This window comes from Ilumatobacter sp., assembly GCF_030065885.1.
In the GTDB taxonomy this organism is placed as follows: domain Bacteria; phylum Actinomycetota; class Acidimicrobiia; order Acidimicrobiales; family Ilumatobacteraceae; genus Ilumatobacter.
On record NZ_JASJCS010000002.1, the window covers coordinates 21362 to 44672 of the forward strand.

Consider the following 23311-nt stretch of genomic DNA (forward strand, 5'->3'; position numbering starts at 1 on the left):
CTGCCTCATGACCCACGTTCCGCACAGCAGCATCCGGGGCACGCGGCACATGGTGGCCTCCGCCGATCAGTTGGCCAGCCGGGCCGGGTCGCTCACCTTCGAACGCGGTGGCAACGCGGTCGACGCTGCGATCGCGACGAATGCCGCGATCGCCGTCACCGGACCCCATCTCTGTGGGATGGGCGGTGACCTGTTCGCATTGGTGCACACCGGTGACGAGGTGGTCGCGCTCAACGCCAGCGGGCGAGCCGGTTCGGGCGCCGACGCCGCCGTGCTCCGTGACACCGGCCACGACACGATGCCGTTCCGCCATGACGTCCGATCGGTCACGATGCCCGGTTGCGTCGACGGCTGGCTCGCGCTCCACCAGCGGTTCGGCTCGCTCGAGCTCGATGAGGTCCTCGCGCCGGCGATCGACCTGGCCGAGCACGGCTTCCCGGCCAGCCCGCTGCTCGCCGGTGCCTCCGCCCACCTCGACGGCGCCGGCCGCGACCAGCTCGGCGAGCTCGCCCACCAGGCGACGGCGGTCGGTGCACCCGTGCGGCTGCCAGGTGTCGCACGCGCGCTGCGATCGATCGTGGCGCGTGGCCGCTCCGGCTTCTACGAGGGCGAGTTCGGCGAGGGATTGCTCGGCATCGCTGCCGGCTACTTCAGCTCCGAGGACCTGCGGACCGCACAGGCCGAGTGGGTGGCGCCGCTGACGGCCTCGTGCTTCGGTGTCGAGCTGCACACGATCGGCCCGAACTCGCAGGGCTACCTCACGCTCGGCGGGGCGCTGCTGGCGGATCGGCTCGACCTCCCCGGCGACCCCGACATCGCGCACTCGGTCCACCTGCTGGTCGAGTGCGCCAAGCTCGCCGGCTTCGACCGGCCCGACGTGCTGCACGAGCACGCCGACGGGCGGGCGTTGCTGCGCACGATCGACGCACGTCACCACCTGCTCGACATGGAACGCAGCTCGGACTACCGCACCCCGCATGGCGCCGGGGACACCACCTACCTGTGCACCGCCGAGGCCGGCGGGCTCGCCGTCTCGCTGATCCAGTCGAACGCGTCCGGGTTCGGCTCCTGGCTCGCCGAGCCGAACACCGGGATCAACCTGCACAACCGCGGCCTCGGGTTCAGCCTGGTCGCGGGTCACCCCGCCGAGTTCGGTCCAGGTCGACGCCCGCCGCACACGCTCTCGCCGGCGCTCGCGACGCGGGCCGGCGAGTTCGTGAGCGTCCTCGGTACGATGGGCGGCGATGCGCAGCCGCAGATCCTGCTGCAGCTCGCGGCGCGTCTCTTCCATCACGGCCACTCACCCGCACGAGCGATCAACGCGCCGCGCTGGGCGCTCTCCGGGCCGGTGACCGGGTTCGACACCTGGACCTCTGGCGACGGCCCGGTGCTCGATGTCGAGGGCCACGCCCCCTGGGGCGCAGCGCTCGGCGAGCGCGGACACCGCGTCAACGACGTCGCAGCGTTCGACAGCACGTTCGGTCATGCGCATGCGATCGTCGTGGCCGACGACGGCACCTTGGCCGGTGCCGCGGATCCGAGGACACGAGTCGGGGCGGTGATCGCCCGCTGACGTCAACCCTCGAACGTCGTCGCGACGCGCCGCAGGTAGCTCGACGGGTCGGGCATGTCGAACATCGGGAGGACGAACTCGGAGAAGCCGTGCCGATCGATCAGTCGATCGAGCTGCCGCCGGCACTCGCTGCGCGAGCCGTGGATGATGAACGGCAGCACCCACTCGTCCCGCACGTGCTCTGCCGCAGCCTCGAGCCCGCCGCTCATCGCCGACCTGATGCGAGCCGCGTCGTCGTCGCCGAGCCCGATGCGCTGCTTGATCGCCGGCGGTGCATCGACCAGCCGGTACGTCATGTGCGGGCGGACGAACTCGAGGTCGTCGTCCTCGGTCACGACGACCGTCGAGTACCCCAGCTCGCAGCGCCGACCCGCCGAGCTCGCGGCCTGCTCGATCGACGCGACGGCATCGGCCAGCACGTCCTCGTGGAGGAAGTCGAGCATCACACCGTCGGCGAGCTCGGCACCCAGTTGGAGCACCTTCGGGCCCCGACCGGCGAGCCAGATCTCGATGTCGTGACGGGCGTAGTCGAGCTGTGCGTCGTGCAACGCGGCGAAGTCACCGTCGTAGCTGACGCGCTCGCCCGAGAAGAGTGCCCGGCTGATCTCGATCGTCTCGCGGATCGCCCGCAGCGCGCGGACGCGCCGTAGACCGATCGGGTCGAGGGTCAGGCTGCCACCCGCGCCGATGCCCAGCGAGGCGCGACCGCCCGACAGCTCGTCGAGGCTCGCGATCGCCGCCGCGGTCTGGGCGGGATGGCGCGTGTACGGGTTCGTGATCCCCGGCCCGACCGTCATCCGCTCGGTTGCGCTGGCGATGGCGCTCATCACGACGTGCACGTCGCGGGTCACGAGGCCTTCGTCGTAGACCCGGCAGCGGGAGAAGCCCAGCTGCTCGGCCTCGGCGGCGAGCGTCACGATCGAGTCGATGTCGGTGTCGGGGATCAGGTTGACACCGAGCTCGATCATGCGCCCGGAGCGTATTCGATCGCGATGATCTCGGCGCTGCCGCCCAGTTCCGCCGAGAGCTCGTCGACCAGGGTGCGGTTGGCCGGCTCGACCTTCGTCACGACCACGACGAATCGCATGGCCGGAGCGACGCCCTTCCTGCTCCCCCGCTCGCTCGACAGCACGGCCGCCGCCCGTTGCGGCGTGAGGCGGTCAGCGGGACGGCAGCCCGCCACGGCGGCGACGCGCATCGGCCGGAAGCACTGGTCCATGATCACGCGCCCGAGTGCGTCGGCGCCGATGCAGGCGAGCACGGTCGTCGTGGTGGCAGGGATGACCGGTTCGAACGGGCGCGGCGCCTTGAACGGCTGTCGCCGGGCGCCGTCGGCCTCGACGACGACGTGATCGACGAGCGAGGCGTCGGCGAACCACCGGTCGCAGACCACCGGGTCGACACCGTGCGCCTTGTGGCCGTCCGCGCCATTGCGGACCAGCACCGTGCCGCTCGCGAGTGCCGCCCGCAGGTCTCCGTCCTCGGGCGAGTCGAGCGTCATCAGCCTCCCCGTCTGCGCAGCGCCCATCTTCGTCGTCGTCGTCAGCAGCACGCGTCCGGTCAGCTGCGAGCCGAGCGCGAACAGCGTCGTCGTCTTGCCACCTCCCCCGACGATCGAGATCAGCTCGCGCGGTCCGAGTCGGAGGGACGCAGCGAGGTGGTTCAGCGGGACGGGGACCACGTGAACACCGCCTCGACGACGCCGCCGCCGATCGCCAGCGCCTTGTCGGAGATCTCACGGCACAGCACCGGGTCGCTGCGCGGGTCGATGTCGGCGATCTTCAGGCCTGCCGTCGCATGCATGCCCGGCGCCAACGTCCCCCGTACGACACCGTCGATGGAGGTTCGGATCGGTGCCGAGCCCACGAGCCCGAGCACCTCGCCCTCGGCGACCAGGTCACCGATCGCCACGTGCCAGCTCACGAGCCCCTCACCGGGGGCGCGCACGACCCGCTCGGTGCCGCGCCCGCCGATGACGCCGGGCGTGCCGGTGTCGGGCTGGGCCGACCCCTCCCACAGCACGCGGCCGAGGTGGTGGCCGCGCTGGGTCTCGACGACGGCGTGGCAGTGCGTGCCGACGACGAAGCCGGGTCCGAGCGCCACCACCAACGGGGCATCGTCGATCGTCGTGTCGAGCGGCTCCTTGGCGAGCCGCGCGTCGACCACGATCGGCGCGGCGACGTCGGGCAGTGACGCGCTGACGAGCACGGCGACGTCACCCCTCTCGGCGATCTCGCACGCCTCGCTCGTCGAGGATGCCCGCCGCCCCACGAGGCCCTCGACGTCGACGACACCGTGCTGGACTGCGCTGGACAGCGCCACCGTGCGCCGGATCGACAGCGGCTCGGCCAGCTCGGTGACGATCACCGGGAAGCCGCAACGACTCAGACGCCAGGCGACGCCGGTCGCGAGGTCGCCCCCGCCGCGGATCAGGCACAGGTCAGCTGGCACGCGAGCGCTCGACCACTTCGGCCATGATGCTGACGGCGATCTCCTCGGGGGTCTCCGCCGCGATGTCGATGCCGATCGGCGACGTCACACGACCGAGCGCCTCGGCCGACACCCCTGCGTCGAGGAGCGCCTCGCGAGTCGTCGCCCAGCGCCGCCGGCTGCCCATCACGCCGATGTAGTCAGCGGGCGTGGCTAGCAGCTCGGGCAGCAGCTCGAGGTCGAGCGCGACGTTCCTCGTGACGAGCACGATCGAGGTCCGCGCGTCGACGCCGACCGTAGCGATCGCGTCGTCGATCGTGCCGCCCAGCGCCGTGTCGGCCCGATCGATCTCGCCCAGGACGTCGGGGCGATCGTCCCAGACCGCGGTCCGGTAGCCCATCCAGTCGGCGAGCTCGACGACCGCCTTGCCGACGTGGCCGGCTCCGATGACGAACAGGGTTGCAGGTGGCATCTGTGGCTCCACGTAGAGTTCGACCTCGCCGCCGCACACGCCGGGGTCACCCGAGGCCGGATCGACGAGCGGGAAGGTCAGGTAGCGGGGGCGGCCGTCGCCGAGTGATGCGAGCGCCTCGGCGCGGACCCGGGCCTCCATCTCGCCGCCGCCGACGGTGCCGTTCGTCCGCCCGTCCTGGTAGATCAACATCTTGGCGCCCGCATGACGGGGCACCGACCGGTTGGTCCGCACGACGGTCGCCAGCACCACCGGCTCGCCCGCGCCGATGGCGGCCGCCAACTCGGCGTAGACGTCTAGCCCGCCCACAGACGCTCCGCTTGCTCGTGGAGGGCGGCTCGCAGGCGAGGCGCGTCTGCGCCGATGACCTCGCCGCCGCGCACCCGCCACGATCCGGCGACCATGACGTCGCGCACGTGGGTGTGGTTGCGCCACAGCACCAGCTGCTCGACGAGGTTGTGCGCGTGCGCCGGCGTCGGGAACCGTGCGTCGACGACCTGGAGGTCGGCCGCCCAGCCGGGCTCGAGCCGCCCGACGCGCTCGAAGCCGAGTGCCTGTGCGCCGCCTTCGGTCGCGAGCCCGAGGACCGTTGCCGCCGGCATGGCGCCAGGGTCGCGCAGCCGCGCCTTGTGCAACAAGAAGGCGCCCCGCATCACCTCGAAGACGTCGTTGATGTAGCCGTCGCTGCCGAGACCGATGGTGACCCCGGCGTCGTGCAGCTCGGGAACGGGGGCGATGCCACCCCCGACCTCGCAGTTGGCGAGCGGCATGTGGCTGACACGCATCCCGCGCTCCGCGATCAGCTCCCGCTCCCGATCCGACACCTGGACGCACTGGCTCGCGAGGAAGCTCGGTCCGGCCACGCCGATCGAGTCGTAGAACTCGACGGTGCGCATGCCGTGATGCAGCTGGCTCCACTCCCCTTCGTGCGTTCCCTCGTTGCAGTGCGCGTGGTAGATCGCTCCACGCTCGCCGGCGAGATCGACGGCCTCCCGGATGAACGCCTCGGTGCACGTGAAGACGGTGTGCCAGCTCATCGCACCCTGCACGAGCCCCGCACCGCTGTCGTCGTCGATCAGCCGCACGTTCTCGTCGAGGCCGAGTCGCGCAACCTCGGGTCCCGCCCGTTCGGTCGCCTCGAACGACAGCAGGCCGCGCAACCCGAACCGCTCGACAGCAGTCCGCTCGACGAACAGCGCGTCGGGGGGCGCGTGTGGCGCCTCGAGGATGTCGAAGAACCCGGTCGTACCCGATCGCAGCATCTCGAGGCACGCCCATTCGGCGGCGACCCGGATCATCTCGTGGTCGAGTCGATCCTCGACCTGCGGCCACCAATAGTCCTCGAGGAAGCTCCAGAACCCGTCGGGCTGCGCATCCGCCGGGATGCCGTGGGCCAGGACGCCGTAGAGGTGGACGTGGGCGTTGACGAAGCCTGGCAGCACCACATGGTCGGCCGCGTCGACCACCTCGTCGGCGGGGTGCGCCTCGCGCAGGTCGACCGTCGGGCCCACCGCGTCGATCGTCTCGCCGGCGACCCTGACGCCCCAGTCTCGTCGCGGCTCCTCGCCGGCCGACGTGACCAGCCAGGTCGGCGCGACGATCGTCATGCCGGGTGGAGGGCCTGCCAGACCCGTTCGGGCGTGAACGGCAGGTCGTTGATGGCGACACCCGTTGCGTGGAGGATCGCGTTGCGCAAGGCCGGTGCGACGCCGTCCTTGGGGATCTCGGCGACCGCCTTGGCACCGAACGGGCCCGAGTCCTCCATCGTCTGCACGAGGTAGACCACCGTCTCGGGCACCTCGTCGGCGCGGTAGATCTTGTAGGGACCGAACGACGCGTTCGACACCCGCCCCTCGTCGTCGAAGGCGAACTCCTCGCAGTGGGCGTAGCCGAGCGCTTGGATCATGCCGCCCTCGACCTGGCCGCTCGCCGTGATCGGGTTGATCGCGACGCCGCAGTCGACGGCCATCACCAGCTTCACCACCGTGACCTGCCCGGTCTCGACGTCGACCTCGATCTCCGCCATCTGGGCCGCGAACGGCGGCGGGCAGTCGGGCGACACGTACGACGCGGTGCCCATGATCTGCTCCTGCTCCTGCCAGTGCAGCGAGTCGAGGGCGATCTCCTCGAGCGACACCGACCGCCCGTCGGGCGCGTGGGCACGGCGGTCGCGCAGCTCGATCGTGCAGGGCTCGTCGACGCCGAGCAGCATCGCCGCCCGCTCCTTGAGCCGCTTGCGGACCGCTTCGGCGGCTCGCATCGCCGCGGTGCCCGAGATGTAGGTGGTCGAGCTGGCGTAGGCGCCGGTGTCGAACGGCGTCATGTCGGTGTCGCTGGAGTAGACCTTGATGTCGTCGAGCGGGACGCCGAGCACCTCGGCGGCGATCTGGCCGAGCACCGTGTCGGCGCCCGTGCCGAGGTCGGTCGCACCGACCAGCATGTTGAACGAACCGTCGTCGTTGAGCTTGATCGAGCAACCGCCCATGTCGAGGAACGGGATCGCGGTGCCGTGCATGCAGAAGGCGAAGCCGATCCCGCGCCGGATGTTCGGCCGATCGGGCGGTGCCACCCAGTCGGGATCGTCGCGCCGGTGCCAGCCGATCTCGCGCTTGGCTTGCGCGACGCACTCCTCGATGCCGTCGGACATGATCTTCGGGTACTCGTCGAGCTCGCCCTCGACCACTGCCCGTTCGCCCAGGTGCGGTGCGATGTCCATCTCGGACCCGGTCGTGACCCAGTTCTGCCGCTTGAACTCGATCGGGTCGCGGCCGAGCTCGCGGGCGACGTCTTCGAGATGAGCTTCGAGCGCGAACTCGGCCTGCGGGGCGCCGTAGCCGCGATAGGCGCCGGGAACCGGGATGTTCGTGTACACGACGTCGCAGTGGAAGCGCTTGTTGGGGCTGTTGTACTGGCTCAGACCCCGCATGCCCGAGACGGTCTGCACGGTGTAGCCGTGCGTGCCGTAGGGGCCGGTGTTGCCGATGATGTGCAGGTCCTGCGCGACGATCGTGCCGTCGGCGGAGACGCCGGTCCGGTACGTCAGCGTCTGCGGATGCCGCGTGCGGCTCGACACGAACTCCTCCTCGCGGGTGAGCTCGAGCCGGCACGGACGGCGCGTCGCGATCGTCAGGTGCCCGACGATGTCCTCGATCAACATCTCCTGCTTGGCTCCGAAGCCGCCGCCGATGCGCGGCTTGATGACCCGGATGTCCTTGACGTCGCGGCCCAGCAGCGGGGCGACCATGCGCCGCGTGTGGAACGGCACCTGCGTAGCGGTGCGGATGACGATCCGCTCGTCCTCGTCGATCCAGGCGATCGAGATGTGCGGCTCGATCGGGCACTGCTGCACCTGATGCACGCGGAACGTCTGCTCGAAGACGTGGTCGGCGCCTGCAAGGGCCGCATCGACGTCGCCGCGCTGCGCGGCGATCTGATGGACGACGTTGCGCGAGGCGTCGAAGATCTCCTCGGTGTCGTCTTCGTCGTGGATGACCGGCGCCTCGGGCAGCATCGCATCACGTTCGTCGTAGACGGCCGGCAACACCTCGTAGAGCACGTCGATGAGGGCGACGGCTTCCTCGGCGATCTCCTCGGTCTCGGCGGCCACGACTGCGACCCGGTCGCCGACGTAGCGGACCTTGGTGTCGAAGCTGACCTGGTCGTGAGGGTGCGGGTTCGGCCAGCTCTGGCCGCCCGATGCGTACTTCACGCGTGCGACGTTCTTGTAGGACAGCACCGCATGGACGCCCGGGAGGGCGAGTGCCTTCGAGTCGTCGATGTCGAGGATGCGGGCATGAGCGTGCGGGCTGGTGAGCAGCCTGGCGACGAGCATCCCCCGCAGGTCGATGTCGTCGGTGAACGCCGGGTTGCCCTTGGCGAGCTTGACGGCGTCGACCTTGACCTCGGGCTTCCCCACCACTGCCATGTCGGGAACGTCCCTCGACGGGATCAGCCGGGGAACGGCGCGGCTCGCGACCGGCGGGTGGTCGTCGGGGTCGTAGGGCGCGGCGTGCGTGCCGTCGGTGAGTGGCGGCACGATCTCGGGCGCAAACGGCGGCGGCGCCTCGCCGCGGAGCGTCGCGGCAGCCCGTTGCACCGCCTCGACGGGCTTCACGTACGCCGTCTCGCGGTCGAGGATGCCCGAGAGCATGTCGCGGATCACGGGCTCGGACGGATCGGGATCGCGTTCGAGCAGGGCGATGGTGCCGAGGACCATCGCGCCCGCCGAATAGCCCGACTGGAACGCGCCGACGGCCGTGAACGCCGCCTGCACGGGGTGCAGGTCGCGCTCGGTGTTCAGCGCCTCGACGGTCGTCACCCGGTGACCGCCGGCCTGGGCGGCGAGGACGACGTCGCTGCTGGCCAGCCGGCCGTCGAGGAGGACGGCGGCAGCGCCGGTCTCGCCGGACGGCGACCCGTACTTCACGCTGAACATGCCCAGGCGCCGCAGCACGGTGCGCAGCGACTCCCACGGCTCGCACGCCACGGTGGTCGAGGTTCCGTTGAGCTCGAACGTGACATCCATCAGCCGAGCTCCTCCACGACGCGGGCCGCCAGTACGCGGGCGAGCTCGAGCCGGTACACCGAGCTCCCGCGGAAGTCGCCGTCGGGGCTGAGGTCGGCGGTCGGCTGCGCGGCGTCGACCAGCACCGGTCGGCCGGCGACACCGGTGAGCGCGAGGTGGATGCCGTCGGCTGCGCGCCGTCCGACGGCCGCCACGATCGGCGTGTCGGCCGGGGTTCGGCCCGTCACGGCCAGGCTGCCCTGCCCGCTCGCGTCGATCGAGACGCCCGTGACGAGAGCACCGGGCGGCACGCCGACCGCGAGCACGACCGCGAGCGGCACGTCCTCGGCGCCGGCCAGGTGGGCCTCGGCGTCGTGCACGAGCAGCGCCGCGAGCAACGTGCTGTCGGCGTCGCCCTCGGCGACGGTTCCACCCACAGTGGCCAGCGTGCGCAGCGTCGAGGGCAGCTCGGCCCGAGCGGTGCGGGCGACCAGGTCGGGTGTGACGGGGTCGTCGGCGAGCGCGTCGAGCGTGGTCATCGCCCCGATCCGGAGCCGGCCACCGGCGTCGTCGACGCCGGCCAGACCGAGCGCCTGCAGATCGACGACCTCGACGAGCGGCCGCGCCCGATCGGCGTTGACGACCGTGCCGCCCGCGAGCGGGATCCGATTCGATTCGGCCAGCAGTGACAACGCCTCGTCGAGGGTGTCGGGCCGGTGATATGCAGCGACCAACGGCACGCGAAGCACTCCGGTTTCAGATCGGGCTCGCCCGCCAGGCGGTCGAGCGGACGATGCTTGTCTCGCGATCGACGCTACACCAGGCCGTCGGCGACGGCAGAGTGGGCTCCCGTCCACGCGGGCCGGTCGGCCCTGGTGCCGGTCGCGAGCGGTCTGCCACCATGAACCGCAACGAGCCGAGTGGAGATCGATGTCGATACTGGAGCTGAAACGAGTCTCGAAGGTCTACCCGGGTGGCCACGTTGCCGTGTCCGACCTCGACCTCGCGATCGACGACGGCGAGTTCTTCGTGCTCGTCGGCCCCTCGGGCTGCGGCAAGACCAGCGTGCTGCGCATGGTCGCGGGGCTCGAAGAGGCGACCGCCGGCGACATCCTGATCGACGGCGAGCGTGTCAACGACGAGACGCCCCAGGACCGCGACGTCGCGATGGCCTTCCAGCAGCACGCGCTCTACCCGCACATGACCGTGGCGGAGAACATCGGCTTCTCGCTGCGGGTGCACCACGTCCCCAAGGCCAAGATCGACGAGCGCGTCGCCGAGGTCGCCCGCACGCTCGACCTCGTCGACGTGCTCGACGAGAAGCCGCGACGGCTGTCTGGCGGCCAACAGCAGCGCGTCGCGATGGGACGGGCGATCATCCGCGGCCCGCGTCTGCTGCTGATGGACGAGCCGATGTCGAACCTCGATGCCAAGCTGCGCACCGAGGCCCGCTTCGAGATCCTCAAGATCCAGCACCGCCTCGGCGCCACGACCATGTACGTCACGCACGACCAGGTCGAGGCGATGGCGATGGGCGATCGCATCGCGGTGATGCGCGACGGCGTCATCGTGCAACGCGGCCTGCCGATGGACATCTACACCGAACCGGTCGACCTGTTCGTCGCCCAGTTCATCGGCTCGCCGATGATGAACGTCTACCTCGCCTCGGTCGAGCGAGGTGACGGCAGCACCGACGACGCCCTCGAGCTCCGGTTCGCATCGTTCGACATCCCGCTCGACCGTTCAGTGCTCGACCGCCACCCGTGGCTGCACGACTCGGTCGGCCGCGAGGTGGCGGTCGGCATCCGGCCCGAAGACCTCGAGCGCGCTCCTGACGGGCCGATCGTGGCGAGCGTCACGTTCACCGAGACCCTCGGCCCCGACCAACTGGTCCACGGCACCATCGAGGCCGTCGCGGTGCACCAGCGCGGATCGCGTGTCGAGGTCGAGGACGATGCCGAACCCGGCGAGGGGATCCCCAACCACGCCACGGTGCGGTTGATCACCGACTCGCACGACTCGATCGGGATGTGGGCGCCGCTGCGGCTGCAGCCCGACACGTCGCGCCTCTACTTCTTCGATCTGCAGACCGGCCGGAGGATCTGAGTGCGACGCTCGCTGCTCAGCGGGGCAGCGGGAGACCCGCCCGCCCGAACAACGCCCGCGCGTGCTGGCGCCCCTCGTCGGCGAGCACGGCGTCGTCGATGCCGGGCACCACGCCGTCGCGCAGCCGGAAGCGTCCGTCGACTACGACGTGGCGGACGTCGTGCGGCATGGCGTTGAACACGAGAGCGCTCGGCACGCGGTGTACCGGAGCGACGAACGGGGACGTCAGCTCGACCACGAGCAGGTCGGCCCGTCGCCCGGGTTCGATCGACCCGAGGTCGTCCGGGGTCCCGAACGCCGCCGCCCCACCGCGGCAGGCCATGTGCAGCGCGTCCTCGGGCTGAAGTGCCATCGCGTCGAGCCGGTGCACCTTCTGCAGCAGCACCGTCGACTTGAGCACCTCGAACATGTCCTGGCGGTTGTTCGAGCCCGGGCCGTCGCTCGCGAGCGCGATCGTGATCCCCCGCTCGCGCATCTCGACGATGCGTGCGACGCCGGAAGCGAGGTACATGTTCGACACCGGGCAGTGCACGACGATCGAGCCGGTCTCGGCGATGACGTCGAGCTCGTCGTCGTCGAGCCAGATGCTGTGGGCGAGCTGCATGTCGGGGCCGAGCACGCCGAGCCCGTACAGCCACGGGATGTGACGCAACCCACGATCCTCGAGGCTCATGTCGACCTCGGCCTTGGTCTCGGCACAGTGGATGTGCGTCCCCCTCCCCCACGATCTCGAGGCGGCCACCGTCGCCCGCATGGCATCGTCGGAGCAGCCCCACGGGATCAGCGGCGCCATCTCGACCCGCATCCGGCCGTCGTCGTGACCGTCCCACTTGGCGTGCATCTCGCCGGCCCGCTCGATCGCGACGTCTGCCGACTCGATCATCGCATCGGGATAGCGGCTGTCGGCCCAGCCGTGCGCGAGCAGGAAGCGCACGCCGAGCTCGTCGGCGGCCCGGCACACGGCATCGTCGATCTCACCGGCCCGCTCGCCGGTGTGCACGTACTGGTGATCGATGACCGTCGTCGCACCACCGCGCAGGTTCTCGACGATGCCGACCTTCGCCGCGTGGTAGGCGATCTCGGGGTCGAAGTGCTGGGCGCCCGGCCAGATGTAGTCGCGCAGCCAGTCGAGCAGCGGCTTGTCGTCGCCGAGCCCGCGGAAGAACGTCTGGAACAGGTGCGTGTGGGCGTTGACCATGCCGGGCATGACCGCGCAGCCGGTGGCGTCGACCACCTCGCCGGCGGTGGCGGCGAGCTCGGGCGGAGGCTCACCGGCGCCGACTGCGGCGATGCGGCGGCCGTCGATCGCCACCCAGCCAGGGTCGTGGATGGTGAACTCGTCGTCGACCGTGACGACGGCCCCACCGGTGACCAGGGTTGTGGCGGCGTCGTTCATGGAACCATCATGACGCGCCGCTCACGACGGCTCCCAGTGCGCGAACGCGTCGATGACCGGCTTGATGTCGTCCATCATCGGGTAGAGGACCGGGCATGTCACCCCGGCCTCGACGTACTCGGCGACCTTGCGACGGCATTCGTCGGAGGTGCCGACCGCCATCAGCGAGCGGACGAGGTCGTCGGGGATGAGATGGGCGGCCTTGCGGTAGTCCGCCTCGGTGGCCGGCCAACCGACGACCGCCTGCACCCGATCCACCAGCTCCGGATCGGCGCCGCTCGCCTCCATGATGTGCGGCTCGGTGCCCAGGTAGTAGGCGACCAGCGACTTGCCGGTCATCACCGCTTCGGCCGGGTCGTCGTCGCTCAGCGAGCACACGAGCAGTTCGGGCCGGTCGACGTCGTCGATCTTCTTGCCACCCCGGCTGGCGCCGGCCTCGACCTTGGTGACGGCGTCGCGGATGTAGTCGACCGAGACGACGTAGTTGAGCACGACGCCGTCGCAGATCTCGCCGGTCAGCTCGAGCATCTTCGGCCCCGTCGCACCGATGTAGATCGGGATGTCGCGTGGGCCCGTGTCGCCGTAGGCGACGTCGAGGCGGACCCGATCGAGGCGGACGAACTCGCCGTCGTAGCTGACCTCCTCCATCGTGAACAGCGCCCGCAGGGCCTCGACGTGCTCTCGCATCGCCCGCAGCGGCGTGCGACGGTCGGCGCCGACCCTCGATGCGATCGGTTCCCACCAGGCGCCGATCCCGCACATCACGCGGCTCTCGCCGGCCTCGGTGAGCCCACCGAGCTCCCACATCGTGCTCCACGTGGCGGCGATCACGGCAGGGTTGCGGGTCCAGATCGGCAGCACGCCCGACCCGATCCGCAGCTGGCTCGTCTCGGTCAGCAGTGCCGACATCAGCACGACGCAGTCGCGAGCGAGACGGGTGTCGGCCTGCCAGATCTCGGAGAAGCCCCGCGACTCGGCGTACTTCGCCATCTCGATCTCGTACGCGATCGGATGCTTGTCCTGCAGGTACAGGGCCATCCGCTGCGCCATGGCATCGGAGACTATGGCATCGGAGACGCCGGCAACCGGCCCGTCCGGTCGTGCGCCACCGTGGCATCGAACCGACCTGGGCGCGGAACACACGACCGCCGGGACTTGCGGCCGCGACCGAGCCCGGCCCGAGGAGCGCCGATCGGTACGCTGCTGTACGTGGCTGGCGAGGGATTGATCGACCTGATCCGGTCGTCGGTGATCGGGCGCGACGAGATGGTGACCGGGCCGTTCGGGCCGCGGCCCGTCGTGTACGCCGACTACACGGCCTCGGGCCGGTCGCTGTCGTTCATCGAGGACTACATCTGCGACGTCGTCCTGCCGCTCTACGCCAACACCCACACCGAGTCGTCGGGCACCGGGCTGCAGACCAGCCGGTTCCGGGAGGACGCACGCGAGATCATCGGGCGATGCGTCGGTGCGGGTGACGAGCATGCGGTGATCTTCTGCGGCAGTGGCTCGACGGCGGCCATCGCGAAGATGGTCGGCGTCCTCGGGCTGCGCGTGCCCTCGGTGCTCGAGGATCGGCACCACCTCACGTCGCACATCCCGCCCGACGAACGACCGGTCGTCTTCATCGGACCGTTCGAGCACCACTCGAACGAGCTGCCGTGGCGTGAGTCGATCGCCGACGTCGTGACGATCGACGAGGACGAGGACGGCCACGTCGACCTGATGCACCTCGAGGCCGAGCTCGAACGGCACCGCGACCGGCCGCAGCTGATCGGCTCGTTCTCGGCGGCCTCGAACGTCACCGGCATCATGACCGACGTCCGCGCCGTCTCGAGCCTGCTGCACCGGTACGGCGCCATCGCGCTCTGGGACTACGCCGCGGCCGCGCCGTACGTGGGCATCGGGATGGGGTCACCGGCCGACGGCGACGGCTACCTCGACGCGATCTTCGTGTCGCCGCACAAGATGATCGGCGGGCCTGGCACGCCCGGACTCCTGGTCGCCCGCCGTGATCTGTTCCGAAACCGTGTGCCCGACGTCCCGGGTGGCGGCACGGTGGCCTACGTCAACCCCACCGAGCACGACTACCTACCCGAGGTCGAGCACCGTGAGGAGGGCGGCACGCCCGACATCGTCGGGTCGATCCGCGCCGGGCTGATCTTCCAGCTCAAGGAGGCCGTGGGCATCGACACGATCGTGCGTCGCGAGGAGCGGTTCGTGCGACGGGCGATCGATGCGTGGAGCCGACACGACAACCTGTCGATCCTCGGCAGCCGCGAGGCCGACCGGCTCTCGATCGTCTCGTTCGTGGTGCGCGATCACCCGACCGAGGCGGGCGCCGCCCGCTTCCTGCACCACAACTTCGTGGTCGCCGTGCTCAACGACCTCTTCGGCATCCAGTCACGCGGCGGCTGCTCGTGTGCCGGCCCGTACGGTCACCGCCTCCTCGGCATCGACATCGATCGCTCACACGAGTTCGAGCGCGAGGTCAACCGCGGCTGCGAGGGGATCAAGCCGGGCTGGGTCCGCGTCAACTTCAACTACTTCATCGACGACGAGACCTTCGACTACATCGTCGGCGCCGTCGCCCTGGTGGCCGACGAGGGACGTGCGCTGCTCCCCTACTACCGGTTCGAGCCCGACACCGGGTTGTGGCGCCACCGGGACGGCCTCGGCGAGCCACCTCTCTCGCTCCACGACGTGGACTACCTGGCTGGTTCGATGCACTACCAGCGCCGCCCGCACCCGCTGCCGGCCGGCGGACTGAGCGAGTACCTCGACCAGGCGAAGGCGCTGATCGGCGAGTTGACCACCTCGGTGCCCGAGCCGATCGGAGTGCCCGGCACCACCGAGGACTTCGAGCACCTGCGCTGGTTCCGCTATCCCGACGAAGCCTGTGTGTGAACGGTCGCCGACGTCGATGACTCGGCGACCAGGCGCCCGCCCCTGAACGTCTTGCGGTTCGCCGGTGCGTCGGCGATGGCGCCTCGGATGGACGGCGCATCGATCGCGACGAAGTCGGCCGGGTCGCCGCGCTCGAAGCGCACGGGGTCGAGACCGAGCGCTCGGCGCCCGTTGTTGCTGACCATGTCGTAGGCCTCGTCGGGCAGCACGTGACCGGCCATCACCATCAGCGCCGCCGTCTCCAGCGGGTCCGACCGGCCGACCAGGTTGAACGGGTCCTGCACGTTGTCGGCGCCCGCTGCCAGCAGCACGCCGGCGTCACCGAGCGCGTGCAGCGCAGTCAGCCCACGGGGCGGGGCCACGGGGTGATCGCGCCCCTGGAGGAAGAGGTTCGTCTGCGGGAGCGGGATGACGGCGATGCCGGCGCCGGCCACCTCGCGGGCCACCTCGGCCTGCACCTCGGGCGGCTGCATGCCGAGGCTGACGCAGTGGCTCGCCGCGACGCGGCCGCCGAAGCCGGAGTCGGTGACCTGGCGGGCGAGCTCGCGCAGGGTCAGCGACGTGATGTCGAGCGTCTCGTCGACGTGCAGGTCGACCCCGATGCCGGCGGCGTCGGCCCGCGCCAGCGCGTCGGCGATCGATGCGGCGCCGGCCGGCTCGAGCGCAGGGCACCCGCCGACGAGGTCGACGCCCGCTTCGATGGCGGCGGTCATCGCCGAGGCGTTGGCCTCCGAGCCCGGGCCCACGATCGGCGAGTTCGTGAGCGCCACGAGCTGCACGTCCACCAACCCGGCGAACGGCTCGACCGCCTCCTGCGCGGCGACGAGGTGCGCGATGCCGGCCGTCGCCCCCGTGTTGACGTGGCTGCGGACCGCCGTGACGCCGCTGACCAGCAGCTTCTCGAGGGCCGCCCGGATCCGCATCACCATGTCGTCGTGCGTGAACATGCCGGTCTGTGCGGCTGCGATCCACGCGTCGATCGCACCCGGCAGGTCACCGGTCGGATTCGGCACCCGTTCGGCGGTCAGGGCCTTGTCGAGGTGGGCGTGCGGTTCGACCATCGCCGGGAGCAGCAGCCAACCATCGACGTCGACCGCCTCCGAACCGGCTGCGCCGCCGGATGCCGCAGGTTCGACCGGTCGATGGTCGACGATCTCGGCGATACGGCCGGCCTCGATGCGAATGTCGACCCTGCGACCGTCTGTGAGGCGGGCGTTCCGGATCGTCGACATCGACAGCAGCGTAGGCACACCCCGAGAGCGCAGGCGCCTTCGCCGAGGCGTACGCTCGGCGCGTGGCGGAGATGCGGTCGCTGGTGTGTTCGGCGTGCCGACACGAGATCGCGTACGACGACACGGTCGTGACCGTGGGCGGCCGCCGGTTCCACTCGGCGTGCGTGGAGGCGCACCGCGCCGAGCGGCCGACGTCCCAGCAAGCGGTCGGCACGTTTGCGCGCTTCTTCGAGCGGATCGGCCGCGTGCTCGGCCGCTGACTCCACCTACGATCGCTGCATGTCGCGTCGCTACGAGGATCTCACCGGGCCGCAGGTCGCCGAGGTGATCGGCCCCGAGTCGATCCTGCTGCTGCCCGTCGGTGCCGTCGAGCAGCACGGGCCGCACCTGCCGATGTCCGTCGACCACGTGATCGCCCACGAGACTGCGACCGCCGTCGTCGAGCGGGTCGGCGACGAGCTCGACGTCTGGCAGCTGCCGACACTGTCGGTCAGCAAGTCGAACGAGCACGCCTGGGCTGCCGGCACGCTCTGGCTGAGGGCCGAGACGCTGCTGGCCGTGCTCCGCGACCTCGGCCGGTGCCTCGCGACTACCGGCGCCGAGCGGCTCGTGCTCCTCAACGGCCACGGTGGCAACACGACCTTGCTCAACACGGCGCTCCGCGAGCTCCGGCTGGAGTTCGGCTTCAAGACGTTCCTCGTCCACCCGTCGGTTCCGCCCGCGTACGGCGGCACGTCGACCGAGTCCGAGCTCGGCATGGGGATCCACGGCGGCCTCCACGAGACGTCGGTGTTCATGCACCTGCGCCCCGATCAGGTCGACCTGTCGGCGGTCGAACGCAAGGTGCCCGAGGCGCTGGCGCAGAACCGCTTCGTGAAGTTCGGTGGCTCGGTGATGTTCGGTTGGCTGTCGAACGACTTCGATCCCGAGGGCTACATCGGCGACCCGACCGGTGCCACCGCCGAGCTCGGTCAGGAGCTCTTCGAGGCGAACGTCGCTCACCTCTGCGAGCAGCTCGCAGAGATCAAGACGTTCGACTTCGGCCGCTGATCAGCTGCACGTGGACCCGGTCGTCGTCCCCGACCTCGTACGCCAGCGAGCGGCCTCGATGGGCGACCTCGGGACGACCTGGCTCGCCGAGCTGCCCGAGATCGTGCGAGCGGTGGCCGAACGCTGGGACCTCCGGATCGGCGACGTGTACGAGGGAGGCACGGCGTCGCTGGTCGTCGCGGCGAACGCCTCGGACGACACGGCGTGCGTGCTCAAGGTCGCGATGCCGTTCGACGACGCCGCGTTCGACACGTTCGATCGAGCCGTCTACGTCCACCAGGTGGCCGACGGGAGGGGCTGCCCTCGGCTGTTGCGCCACGACGTCGAGCCGCGCGCGCTGCTCCTCGAACGGCTCGGCCCGAACCTCGACCGGCTCGGCTTCGGGGTCCCCGACATCCTGACCACCGTTGCCGACACGCTGCGCGAGTTCTGGCGGCCGGTCGCGTCGGACGCTCCCCTGCCGACCGGCGCCGATCAGGCGAGGGCGCTCGGTGAGTTCATCACCTCGGCCTGGGACGAGCTCGGCCGCCCGTGCCCGCGCATCGTGGTCGACCGTGCGCTCGACCTCTGCCAGTCACGGATCGACGCGTTCGAGCGGTCGGATGCCGTGCTCGTCCACGGTGACGCCCACGGTTGGAACACACTGCAGGCGGACGAGCACGGGTACAAGCTCGTGGACCCCGAGGGTCTCATCTCCGATCGTGCCCACGACCTCGGTGTCCCGATGCGCGAGTACAACGAGCCACTGCTGCAGGGCGACACCGTCGCACTGACGCGGGCACGTGCGAACGAGCTCGCCGAACGATGCGGTGCCGACGAGCAAGCCGTCTGGGAGTGGGGCTTCATCGAGCGGGTCTCGACGGGCCTGGCGAACCTCCTCGACTTCGAGGAGGGTGGCGACGAGTTCCTCGAGGTGGCGCAGCGGTGCTCGTGAGTCCGCTCTTCGGTGCCGCTACCTGCGACTGGAGTACGTTGGGCGGCGACACTCCGTACCTGAGAGGGGACGACCATGCGCCCACGTACTCGAGTTCTCGTCGCGGTCAGCGCTTCGCTGGCGGTGGGGGTTCCGCTCGTCTCACCGTCGTCGGCGGCATCCGGCGGACACCACGCCGAGGCACGGACCGTCGTCGGCGTCGAGTTCCTCGGCGAGGTGGTGGTGCCCACCGGCACGCTGTTCGACGGCACCGAGATCGGTGGTCTGTCCAGCATCACCTACGACCGGGGCCGTGACGTCTACTACGTCGTCTCCGACGACCAGGGCAACCGCCCCACCGGCGATCCGGTCCGCTACTACACCGTCGAGCTGGACATCGACGACGTGAGTAGCAGTCGCGGCGACGATCGCAGCGACGACGCGAGCAGTGACGACGACAGCAGCGACGACGACAGCAGCGACGGTGGCACCCCTGACGCCGGTCTGGAGCTCGAGTTCGAGGACGTCACGCAGCTCTTCGATCGGGGGAAGGTGCCGTTCGCCCCGGGCGGTGTCGACCCCGAGGGCTTCGCACTCGCCCGCGGCGGACAGCTCTACCTGTCGTCGGAGGGCAACTCGCTCGCCGATCCGATCATCGACCCGTTCGTCCGCCGCTACAACCGTCGCGGCAAGGTCACGGCCGAGTTGCCGATCCCCGACTACTACTTCTCGAATGGCGTCGACCGCGGGGTCAGGTTCAACCTCTCGTTCGAGAGCCTGAACCCCACGCCGAACCGGCGCGAGCTCGTCACGGCGGGTGAGGGTGCGCTCTTCCAGGACGGCCCGGCGTCGACGTTCACCAACGGGAGCCTGGCGCGGGTCCTCGTCTACGACCTCCGCGGTCGTGAGCCGGTTACCGAGTACGTGTACGAGGTCGGGCCGTGGGCCGAACCGTCCACCATCTTCGGCGTCAACGGGATCGTCGAGGTGCTCCCGATCGACGACGCCGGCACGATGCTGGTGATGGAGCGCTCGTTCTCCGTCGGCGGGATCCTGGGCGGCGGCACCGGGAACGTCGTGGTGATCAACGAGATCTCGACGGCGGGAGCGACCGACGTGCTCGGCGTCGACGCGCTCTACGACGGTGGCGCACCGATCCCGCTGACACCGGTCTCGCAACGTGAGGTGTTCGCCTTCGACGATCTCGGCATCCCGATCGACAACATCGAGGGCATGACGTTCGGTCCGCAGTTGGACGACGGCCGTCACACGCTGGTGATCGTCAGCGACAACAACTTCAACGCCGGCCAGTTCACCCAGTTCATCGTCCTCGCGTTGGACATCGAACGCGACCGCTGAACACCGAGCCGCTTCGGGGTCAGCGGTCGAGGTGCTCGCTGCACCCGGTGCCGGTCATCGCCAGAGTCCGATCTCGCGCTCGAAGCGGTCCACCAGCGGCGGCACGACGGCGTCGAGCGCCCAGGCGACGTCGGCCCGGTCGGTCAGCTCCTCGCGCCGCGCCCACCTGCCCAGCGTTCGAAGCTCATCGTCGAGGTTCGGGTCGATCTCGCCCCACCGCACCGCAGCTCGATCCCGATCGGTCGTCCACGTACCGTCGTGCACGCTCACCAGGCCGGCCACGGCCAGCAAGGTCTTGCGTGCGATCCGCGTGCCGAGCACCGCGGCGTCGTCGCCGGCCCGATGGCGCGCCCTCCAGCGGCCCAGGTGCTGTTCGATGTCGCCGTTGAACCCCCGCGCCGCCCGTCTGTCGCCTGGATAGCCGGGCGTCGCCGCATGCGTCGTCTCGCCGACGAGCGGCACGCAGTAGTGGCGGAGGAAAACACGGAAGCCGTACGCCTCGTCGCCATCACCTGTGAGGTCGCTCGCTTCGGCAGCGCCGACCTCGACCGACCTGCACACCGATTCGAACCGGACCGTCAGCCCGTCGGAGAGCTCACGGGCGAGGTCGGCACCGAGGTCGATCGCCAGCAGATCGACGTCCGAGGTCCGGAGGATGGCTTGTCCGGTCGCGACCGATCCGTAGAGGTAGAGCATCGCTGACGGGCACCGCCCGAGCACCCAGTCCGTTGCCGCCGCCAGGACCGGCTCGAACGCCGGCGGCACGTTCGACCGCGCCGTGCCGGTCGTGATCAGACCACCGGTGGTCACCCCTTCGAGCGGGTCGCGCATGGCGCCACCATGGCACGCGGCCGGTGTGGAGGTCAGGCCAGTTGCGGGAGGACTTCCTCGGCGAGGCGGTGGAGCTGCGTCTCGACCTTGCGGTAGGGGTCGCCGGGCATGGCAGGGAACAGCGCCAGGTTCTCGATGCCGAGCTCGTCGCGGTACCAGGCGATGGTCTCGGCAACGTCGTCGGGAGACCCGACCACCCACGTGCGCTGGCGGTCCATCGAGTCGTCGAGCGTCGGGATCAGGCCCGGCTTGGCCGGCTTGCCGTCGTCGCCCATGTAGCCCTTGCTCCAGCCGTAGGGGCCGAGGAACTTCCAGAACTCGTCGTGACCGTTGCGCACCGACTCGATCGCCTGCTCGCGCGTGTCCTCGACGCACGTGCACAGCACCAGCATCCGCTTCTCCCCTCGCTCGAGCTCGCGCCCGTGCTTGTCGGCGTAGATCTCGGCGAAGCGCTCCCATCGCATCTTCACGAACGAGTGGTGGTTGTTCCAGAACACACCGCCCCATCCCGACACCGGTACCTGCTCGAGCGTCGGCGGGGACGTGATCGCCTGCCAGATCTCGTACGGGTACAGCGGGCGCGGCACCAACGAGAGCGTCTCGACGAAGCCGCCACGATCGGGGATGCCGGGCGGCGGGAAGTCGAACACCTCGCCGTGGAACGAGAACGACTCGTTGTCCAGCGCCCGGGTGATGACCTCCATCGCCTCGTCGAACATCTTCCGGTTCAGCTCGTCGGCTGCGACCTGGTCGGGGTTGTCGAAGCTGCCGATCTTCGTGCCGAGGGATTCGGCCTCGCGCGGCACGGTCCCTCGCCCCACACCGAGGATGCCCCGCCCGCCGGAGATGTTGTGGAGGGTCGCGAAGTCCTCGGCCAGCTTGAGTGGGTGCCACTGCGGCACGATGTTGAACGCCATGCCGATGCGAAGCCGCTCGGTGCGTTCGGCGAGGATCGCGCCGATCAGCAGGCCGTTCGGGATCACCTCGTAGCCCTCGTACTGGAAGTGGTGCTCGGTCAGCCAGAACGAGTCGAACCCGAGGCGATCTGCGAGCACGCCGACGTCGAGGATCTGCTCGGTCGCCCGCCACACCTCGTGCTGGTCGTAGCGGCGGTCGGTCGGCGCCGGCGGGCCGGCACCCGCATCGGGCATCTCGACACCGCCGAAGAGGAACACCCCAGTGCGCATCTCGCTACTGTAGAAGGCGCCCGATGCGCGGTCGACTCGACGTCGTCAGTCGCTCCTGTCGTGCTCGGTGATGCGCACCCGCTCGAACGCCGTGCAGCTCGCGATCCGTTCGAACGGCCCCATCGCCCTGGCCACCTCGTCGAGCTCGTGCTGTGGGATCGACTTCCAGGCCTCCATCGACTCCCACCAGATGACGGCCTGCACACGATGGACATCGTCGAGGCAGCACCACACTTCCTTCCGCACAAACCCGGGTTGGCGTTCGAGGAAGCGGGTCCAGTGGTGCTCCTCGACGCGGAGCCACTCGTCGCGGCTCTCGGGCGGCACGCTGAACGTGAGGAACTCGACCACCATGGCCTGCGACGCTAGTCGGAGGCACCGTGCCACCCTCCCGGACGGATCTCCTACTGTGACCGGGATGCGGATCGCACAGATCACCGACTGCCACATCGTCGACGAGGGTGCGCTCATGGCGGATCGCGTCGACTCGGCCGATCGGTTGACGCACGTCGTCGATGTGGTGAACGCGTTCCGCCCAGCGGTCGATCTCGTGCTGCTGACCGGTGACCTCGTGAACGACGGCACGAGCAGCCAGTACGACCGGCTGGACACGATCCTCGGCCGGCTGCACCCGCCGGCGGTGCCGGTGATGGGCAACCACGACGATCGATCCGAGCTGCGCGCTCGCCATCCCGACGTGCTTCCCGCCGGCACCCCGGCGGACCCGATCGACTTCACCGTGGACGAGCACCCGCTGCGCATCGTGGTCCTCGACACCACGATTCCGGGCGAGCACCGGGGCATGCTCAGCGACGACCAGCTGTCATGGCTCGACGACACGCTCGCCGATCGACCTGACCACCCGACGATCATCGCCCAGCACCACCCGCCGTTCCGCACGGGCCTCGAACGGATGGATGCGTACGGGCTGACCGGATCCGCCGAGGAGGCGGCGGTCGTGCAGCGCCACCCACACGTCGAAGCGGTCGTGTGCGGCCATCTGCACCGGACGATCCACACCCGATTCGGCGGCACCGTGGCGAGTTGCTGGCCGGCGACGGCGGCCCAGCTCCACCTCGGGCTCGACGACGGGCCGGTCGCCTACACCGATGCGCCGCCTGCGTTCGCGCTCCACGATTGGGACGCGCGATCTGGTCTCCGTTCGCACGCGGTCGAGGTGGGCGGCCACGACCGATGGATCCCGAGCTGGAGCGAGCATGTTCCGGTTGTGTGAACGGCCCGTGAACCGTCGCGCCGCGACGGGGCTTCGTGGTGAGGCGCCGGATCGCGCGGGCTACGGTGCATCTGCGATGCGGTACAGGGGCGAGCGAACGGGTCGGGATCGGTGTCG

The 23311-nt window shown here is 70.1% G+C and carries 21 protein-coding genes; 8 read left to right on the forward strand and 13 right to left on the reverse strand.

What is annotated here, in order from left to right; translation table 11 throughout:
• Positions 1–7 precede the first annotated feature (7 nt).
• Positions 8–1573 carry a gamma-glutamyltransferase family protein gene (locus tag QNJ12_RS00710; RefSeq protein ID WP_300617553.1) on the forward strand — a complete coding sequence of 522 codons (1566 nt, stop codon included), beginning with the start codon at positions 8–10 and terminating at the stop codon, positions 1571–1573.
• A gap of 2 nt (positions 1574–1575) precedes the next feature.
• Here QNJ12_RS00710 and QNJ12_RS00715 read toward each other — a convergent pair whose 3' ends face one another.
• Genes QNJ12_RS00715 through QNJ12_RS00745 form a run of 7 tightly spaced genes read right to left on the reverse strand, consistent with a single transcriptional unit; the run spans position 1576 to position 9719 of the window.
• Entirely contained in the window at positions 1576–2541 is a 966-nt protein-coding gene (locus tag QNJ12_RS00715) for an LLM class flavin-dependent oxidoreductase (protein WP_300617556.1), read from the reverse strand.
• Positions 2538–3254, reverse strand: a complete 717-nt coding sequence (yqeC, locus tag QNJ12_RS00720) for a selenium cofactor biosynthesis protein YqeC (protein WP_300617558.1) — start codon at positions 3252–3254, stop codon at positions 2538–2540. The genes QNJ12_RS00715 and yqeC overlap by 4 nt, the downstream gene beginning before the upstream one ends.
• Positions 3236–4024: a selenium-dependent molybdenum cofactor biosynthesis protein YqeB gene (yqeB, locus tag QNJ12_RS00725; RefSeq protein WP_300617560.1), complete on the reverse strand. Its 789-nt coding sequence runs from the start codon at positions 4022–4024 to the stop codon at positions 3236–3238. Before yqeB ends, yqeC begins: the two co-directional genes overlap by 19 nt.
• Positions 4014–4784 (reverse strand): XdhC family protein, encoded by a 771-nt coding sequence (locus QNJ12_RS00730; RefSeq protein WP_300617563.1) that lies wholly within the window; start codon positions 4782–4784, stop codon positions 4014–4016. Before QNJ12_RS00730 ends, yqeB begins: the two co-directional genes overlap by 11 nt.
• Positions 4772–6082 (reverse strand): amidohydrolase, encoded by a 1311-nt coding sequence (locus tag QNJ12_RS00735; RefSeq protein WP_300617565.1) that lies wholly within the window; start codon positions 6080–6082, stop codon positions 4772–4774. Before QNJ12_RS00735 ends, QNJ12_RS00730 begins: the two co-directional genes overlap by 13 nt.
• Positions 6079–9000: a molybdopterin cofactor-binding domain-containing protein gene (locus tag QNJ12_RS00740; protein ID WP_300617567.1), complete on the reverse strand. Its 2922-nt coding sequence runs from the start codon at positions 8998–9000 to the stop codon at positions 6079–6081. Before QNJ12_RS00740 ends, QNJ12_RS00735 begins: the two co-directional genes overlap by 4 nt.
• A complete protein-coding gene (locus QNJ12_RS00745; protein ID WP_300617570.1) occupies positions 9000–9719 on the reverse strand; it encodes an FAD binding domain-containing protein in 720 nt (239 codons plus the stop codon). Before QNJ12_RS00745 ends, QNJ12_RS00740 begins: the two co-directional genes overlap by 1 nt.
• Before the next feature lie 190 nt (positions 9720–9909).
• Between QNJ12_RS00745 and QNJ12_RS00750 the strand changes: the two genes are divergently transcribed.
• A complete protein-coding gene (locus tag QNJ12_RS00750; protein WP_300617573.1) occupies positions 9910–11085 on the forward strand; it encodes an ABC transporter ATP-binding protein in 1176 nt (391 codons plus the stop codon).
• A gap of 16 nt (positions 11086–11101) precedes the next feature.
• Here the strand turns inward: QNJ12_RS00750 and QNJ12_RS00755 are convergent, their stop codons facing one another.
• Together QNJ12_RS00755 and QNJ12_RS00760 are read right to left on the reverse strand one after the other, a co-directional pair.
• Positions 11102–12481, reverse strand: a complete 1380-nt coding sequence (locus QNJ12_RS00755; protein ID WP_300617576.1) for an amidohydrolase — start codon at positions 12479–12481, stop codon at positions 11102–11104.
• 21 nt (positions 12482–12502) lie between these two features.
• Positions 12503–13531: an LLM class flavin-dependent oxidoreductase gene (locus tag QNJ12_RS00760; protein WP_300617579.1), complete on the reverse strand. Its 1029-nt coding sequence runs from the start codon at positions 13529–13531 to the stop codon at positions 12503–12505.
• A gap of 216 nt (positions 13532–13747) precedes the next feature.
• On the opposite strand from QNJ12_RS00760, the gene QNJ12_RS00765 reads away from it, so the two are divergent.
• Entirely contained in the window at positions 13748–15388 is a 1641-nt protein-coding gene (locus tag QNJ12_RS00765) for an aminotransferase class V-fold PLP-dependent enzyme (RefSeq protein ID WP_367281734.1), read from the forward strand.
• On the opposite strand, the gene QNJ12_RS00770 is transcribed toward QNJ12_RS00765, so the two are convergent.
• Positions 15364–16620, reverse strand: a complete 1257-nt coding sequence (locus QNJ12_RS00770; protein WP_300617585.1) for an amidohydrolase family protein — start codon at positions 16618–16620, stop codon at positions 15364–15366. The two genes, QNJ12_RS00765 and QNJ12_RS00770, sit on opposite strands and share 25 nt — an antisense overlap.
• Positions 16621–16682: 62 nt before the next feature.
• Between QNJ12_RS00770 and QNJ12_RS00775 the strand changes: the two genes are divergently transcribed.
• The 4 genes from QNJ12_RS00775 (at position 16683) to QNJ12_RS00790 (ending at position 19942) form a co-directional block, all read left to right on the forward strand.
• On the forward strand, positions 16683–16880 hold the full coding sequence (locus QNJ12_RS00775; protein WP_300617588.1) for a hypothetical protein: 198 nt from the start codon (positions 16683–16685) through the stop codon (positions 16878–16880).
• A 19-nt stretch (positions 16881–16899) separates the two neighbouring features.
• Positions 16900–17670 carry a creatininase family protein gene (locus QNJ12_RS00780; protein ID WP_300617591.1) on the forward strand — a complete coding sequence of 257 codons (771 nt, stop codon included), beginning with the start codon at positions 16900–16902 and terminating at the stop codon, positions 17668–17670.
• A gap of 58 nt (positions 17671–17728) precedes the next feature.
• On the forward strand, positions 17729–18604 hold the full coding sequence (locus tag QNJ12_RS00785; protein WP_300617594.1) for an aminoglycoside phosphotransferase family protein: 876 nt from the start codon (positions 17729–17731) through the stop codon (positions 18602–18604).
• 123 nt (positions 18605–18727) lie between these two features.
• On the forward strand, positions 18728–19942 hold the full coding sequence (locus QNJ12_RS00790) for an esterase-like activity of phytase family protein (RefSeq protein ID WP_300617598.1): 1215 nt from the start codon (positions 18728–18730) through the stop codon (positions 19940–19942).
• Between the two features lie 54 nt (positions 19943–19996).
• On the opposite strand, the gene QNJ12_RS00795 is transcribed toward QNJ12_RS00790, so the two are convergent.
• From QNJ12_RS00795 to QNJ12_RS00805, 3 genes are read right to left on the reverse strand one after another with little or no spacing between them, the layout of a single operon-like run.
• Positions 19997–20773: a hypothetical protein gene (locus QNJ12_RS00795; protein ID WP_300617601.1), complete on the reverse strand. Its 777-nt coding sequence runs from the start codon at positions 20771–20773 to the stop codon at positions 19997–19999.
• Positions 20774–20805: 32 nt separating this feature from the next.
• Positions 20806–21960, reverse strand: coding sequence for an LLM class flavin-dependent oxidoreductase (locus QNJ12_RS00800; RefSeq protein ID WP_300617604.1), 1155 nt, complete (start codon positions 21958–21960; stop codon positions 20806–20808).
• A 45-nt stretch (positions 21961–22005) separates the two neighbouring features.
• Positions 22006–22314: a TIGR03792 family protein gene (locus tag QNJ12_RS00805; RefSeq protein ID WP_300617607.1), complete on the reverse strand. Its 309-nt coding sequence runs from the start codon at positions 22312–22314 to the stop codon at positions 22006–22008.
• Between the two features lie 64 nt (positions 22315–22378).
• Here QNJ12_RS00805 and QNJ12_RS00810 point away from each other — a divergent pair, with 64 nt between their 5' ends.
• A complete protein-coding gene (locus QNJ12_RS00810) occupies positions 22379–23194 on the forward strand; it encodes a phosphodiesterase (protein WP_300617610.1) in 816 nt (271 codons plus the stop codon).
• Positions 23195–23311: the final 117 nt, after the last annotated feature.

Coding starts and splice junctions, on each gene's coding strand:
- QNJ12_RS00710 (WP_300617553.1), top strand. CDS start 8: ATGACCCACGTTCCGCACAGCAGCATCCGGGGCACGCGGCACATGGTG.
- QNJ12_RS00715 (WP_300617556.1), bottom strand. CDS start 2,541: ATGATCGAGCTCGGTGTCAACCTGATCCCCGACACCGACATCGACTCG.
- QNJ12_RS00735 (WP_300617565.1), bottom strand. CDS start 6,082: ATGACGATCGTCGCGCCGACCTGGCTGGTCACGTCGGCCGGCGAGGAG.
- QNJ12_RS00740 (WP_300617567.1), bottom strand. CDS start 9,000: ATGGATGTCACGTTCGAGCTCAACGGAACCTCGACCACCGTGGCGTGC.
- QNJ12_RS00750 (WP_300617573.1), top strand. CDS start 9,910: ATGTCGATACTGGAGCTGAAACGAGTCTCGAAGGTCTACCCGGGTGGC.
- QNJ12_RS00755 (WP_300617576.1), bottom strand. CDS start 12,481: ATGAACGACGCCGCCACAACCCTGGTCACCGGTGGGGCCGTCGTCACG.
- QNJ12_RS00760 (WP_300617579.1), bottom strand. CDS start 13,531: ATGGCGCAGCGGATGGCCCTGTACCTGCAGGACAAGCATCCGATCGCG.
- QNJ12_RS00765 (WP_367281734.1), top strand. CDS start 13,748: ATGGTGACCGGGCCGTTCGGGCCGCGGCCCGTCGTGTACGCCGACTAC.
- QNJ12_RS00770 (WP_300617585.1), bottom strand. CDS start 16,620: ATGTCGACGATCCGGAACGCCCGCCTCACAGACGGTCGCAGGGTCGAC.
- QNJ12_RS00780 (WP_300617591.1), top strand. CDS start 16,900: ATGTCGCGTCGCTACGAGGATCTCACCGGGCCGCAGGTCGCCGAGGTG.
- QNJ12_RS00785 (WP_300617594.1), top strand. CDS start 17,729: ATGGGCGACCTCGGGACGACCTGGCTCGCCGAGCTGCCCGAGATCGTG.
- QNJ12_RS00795 (WP_300617601.1), bottom strand. CDS start 20,773: ATGCGCGACCCGCTCGAAGGGGTGACCACCGGTGGTCTGATCACGACC.
- QNJ12_RS00800 (WP_300617604.1), bottom strand. CDS start 21,960: ATGCGCACTGGGGTGTTCCTCTTCGGCGGTGTCGAGATGCCCGATGCG.
- QNJ12_RS00805 (WP_300617607.1), bottom strand. CDS start 22,314: ATGGTGGTCGAGTTCCTCACGTTCAGCGTGCCGCCCGAGAGCCGCGAC.
- QNJ12_RS00810 (WP_300617610.1), top strand. CDS start 22,379: ATGCGGATCGCACAGATCACCGACTGCCACATCGTCGACGAGGGTGCG.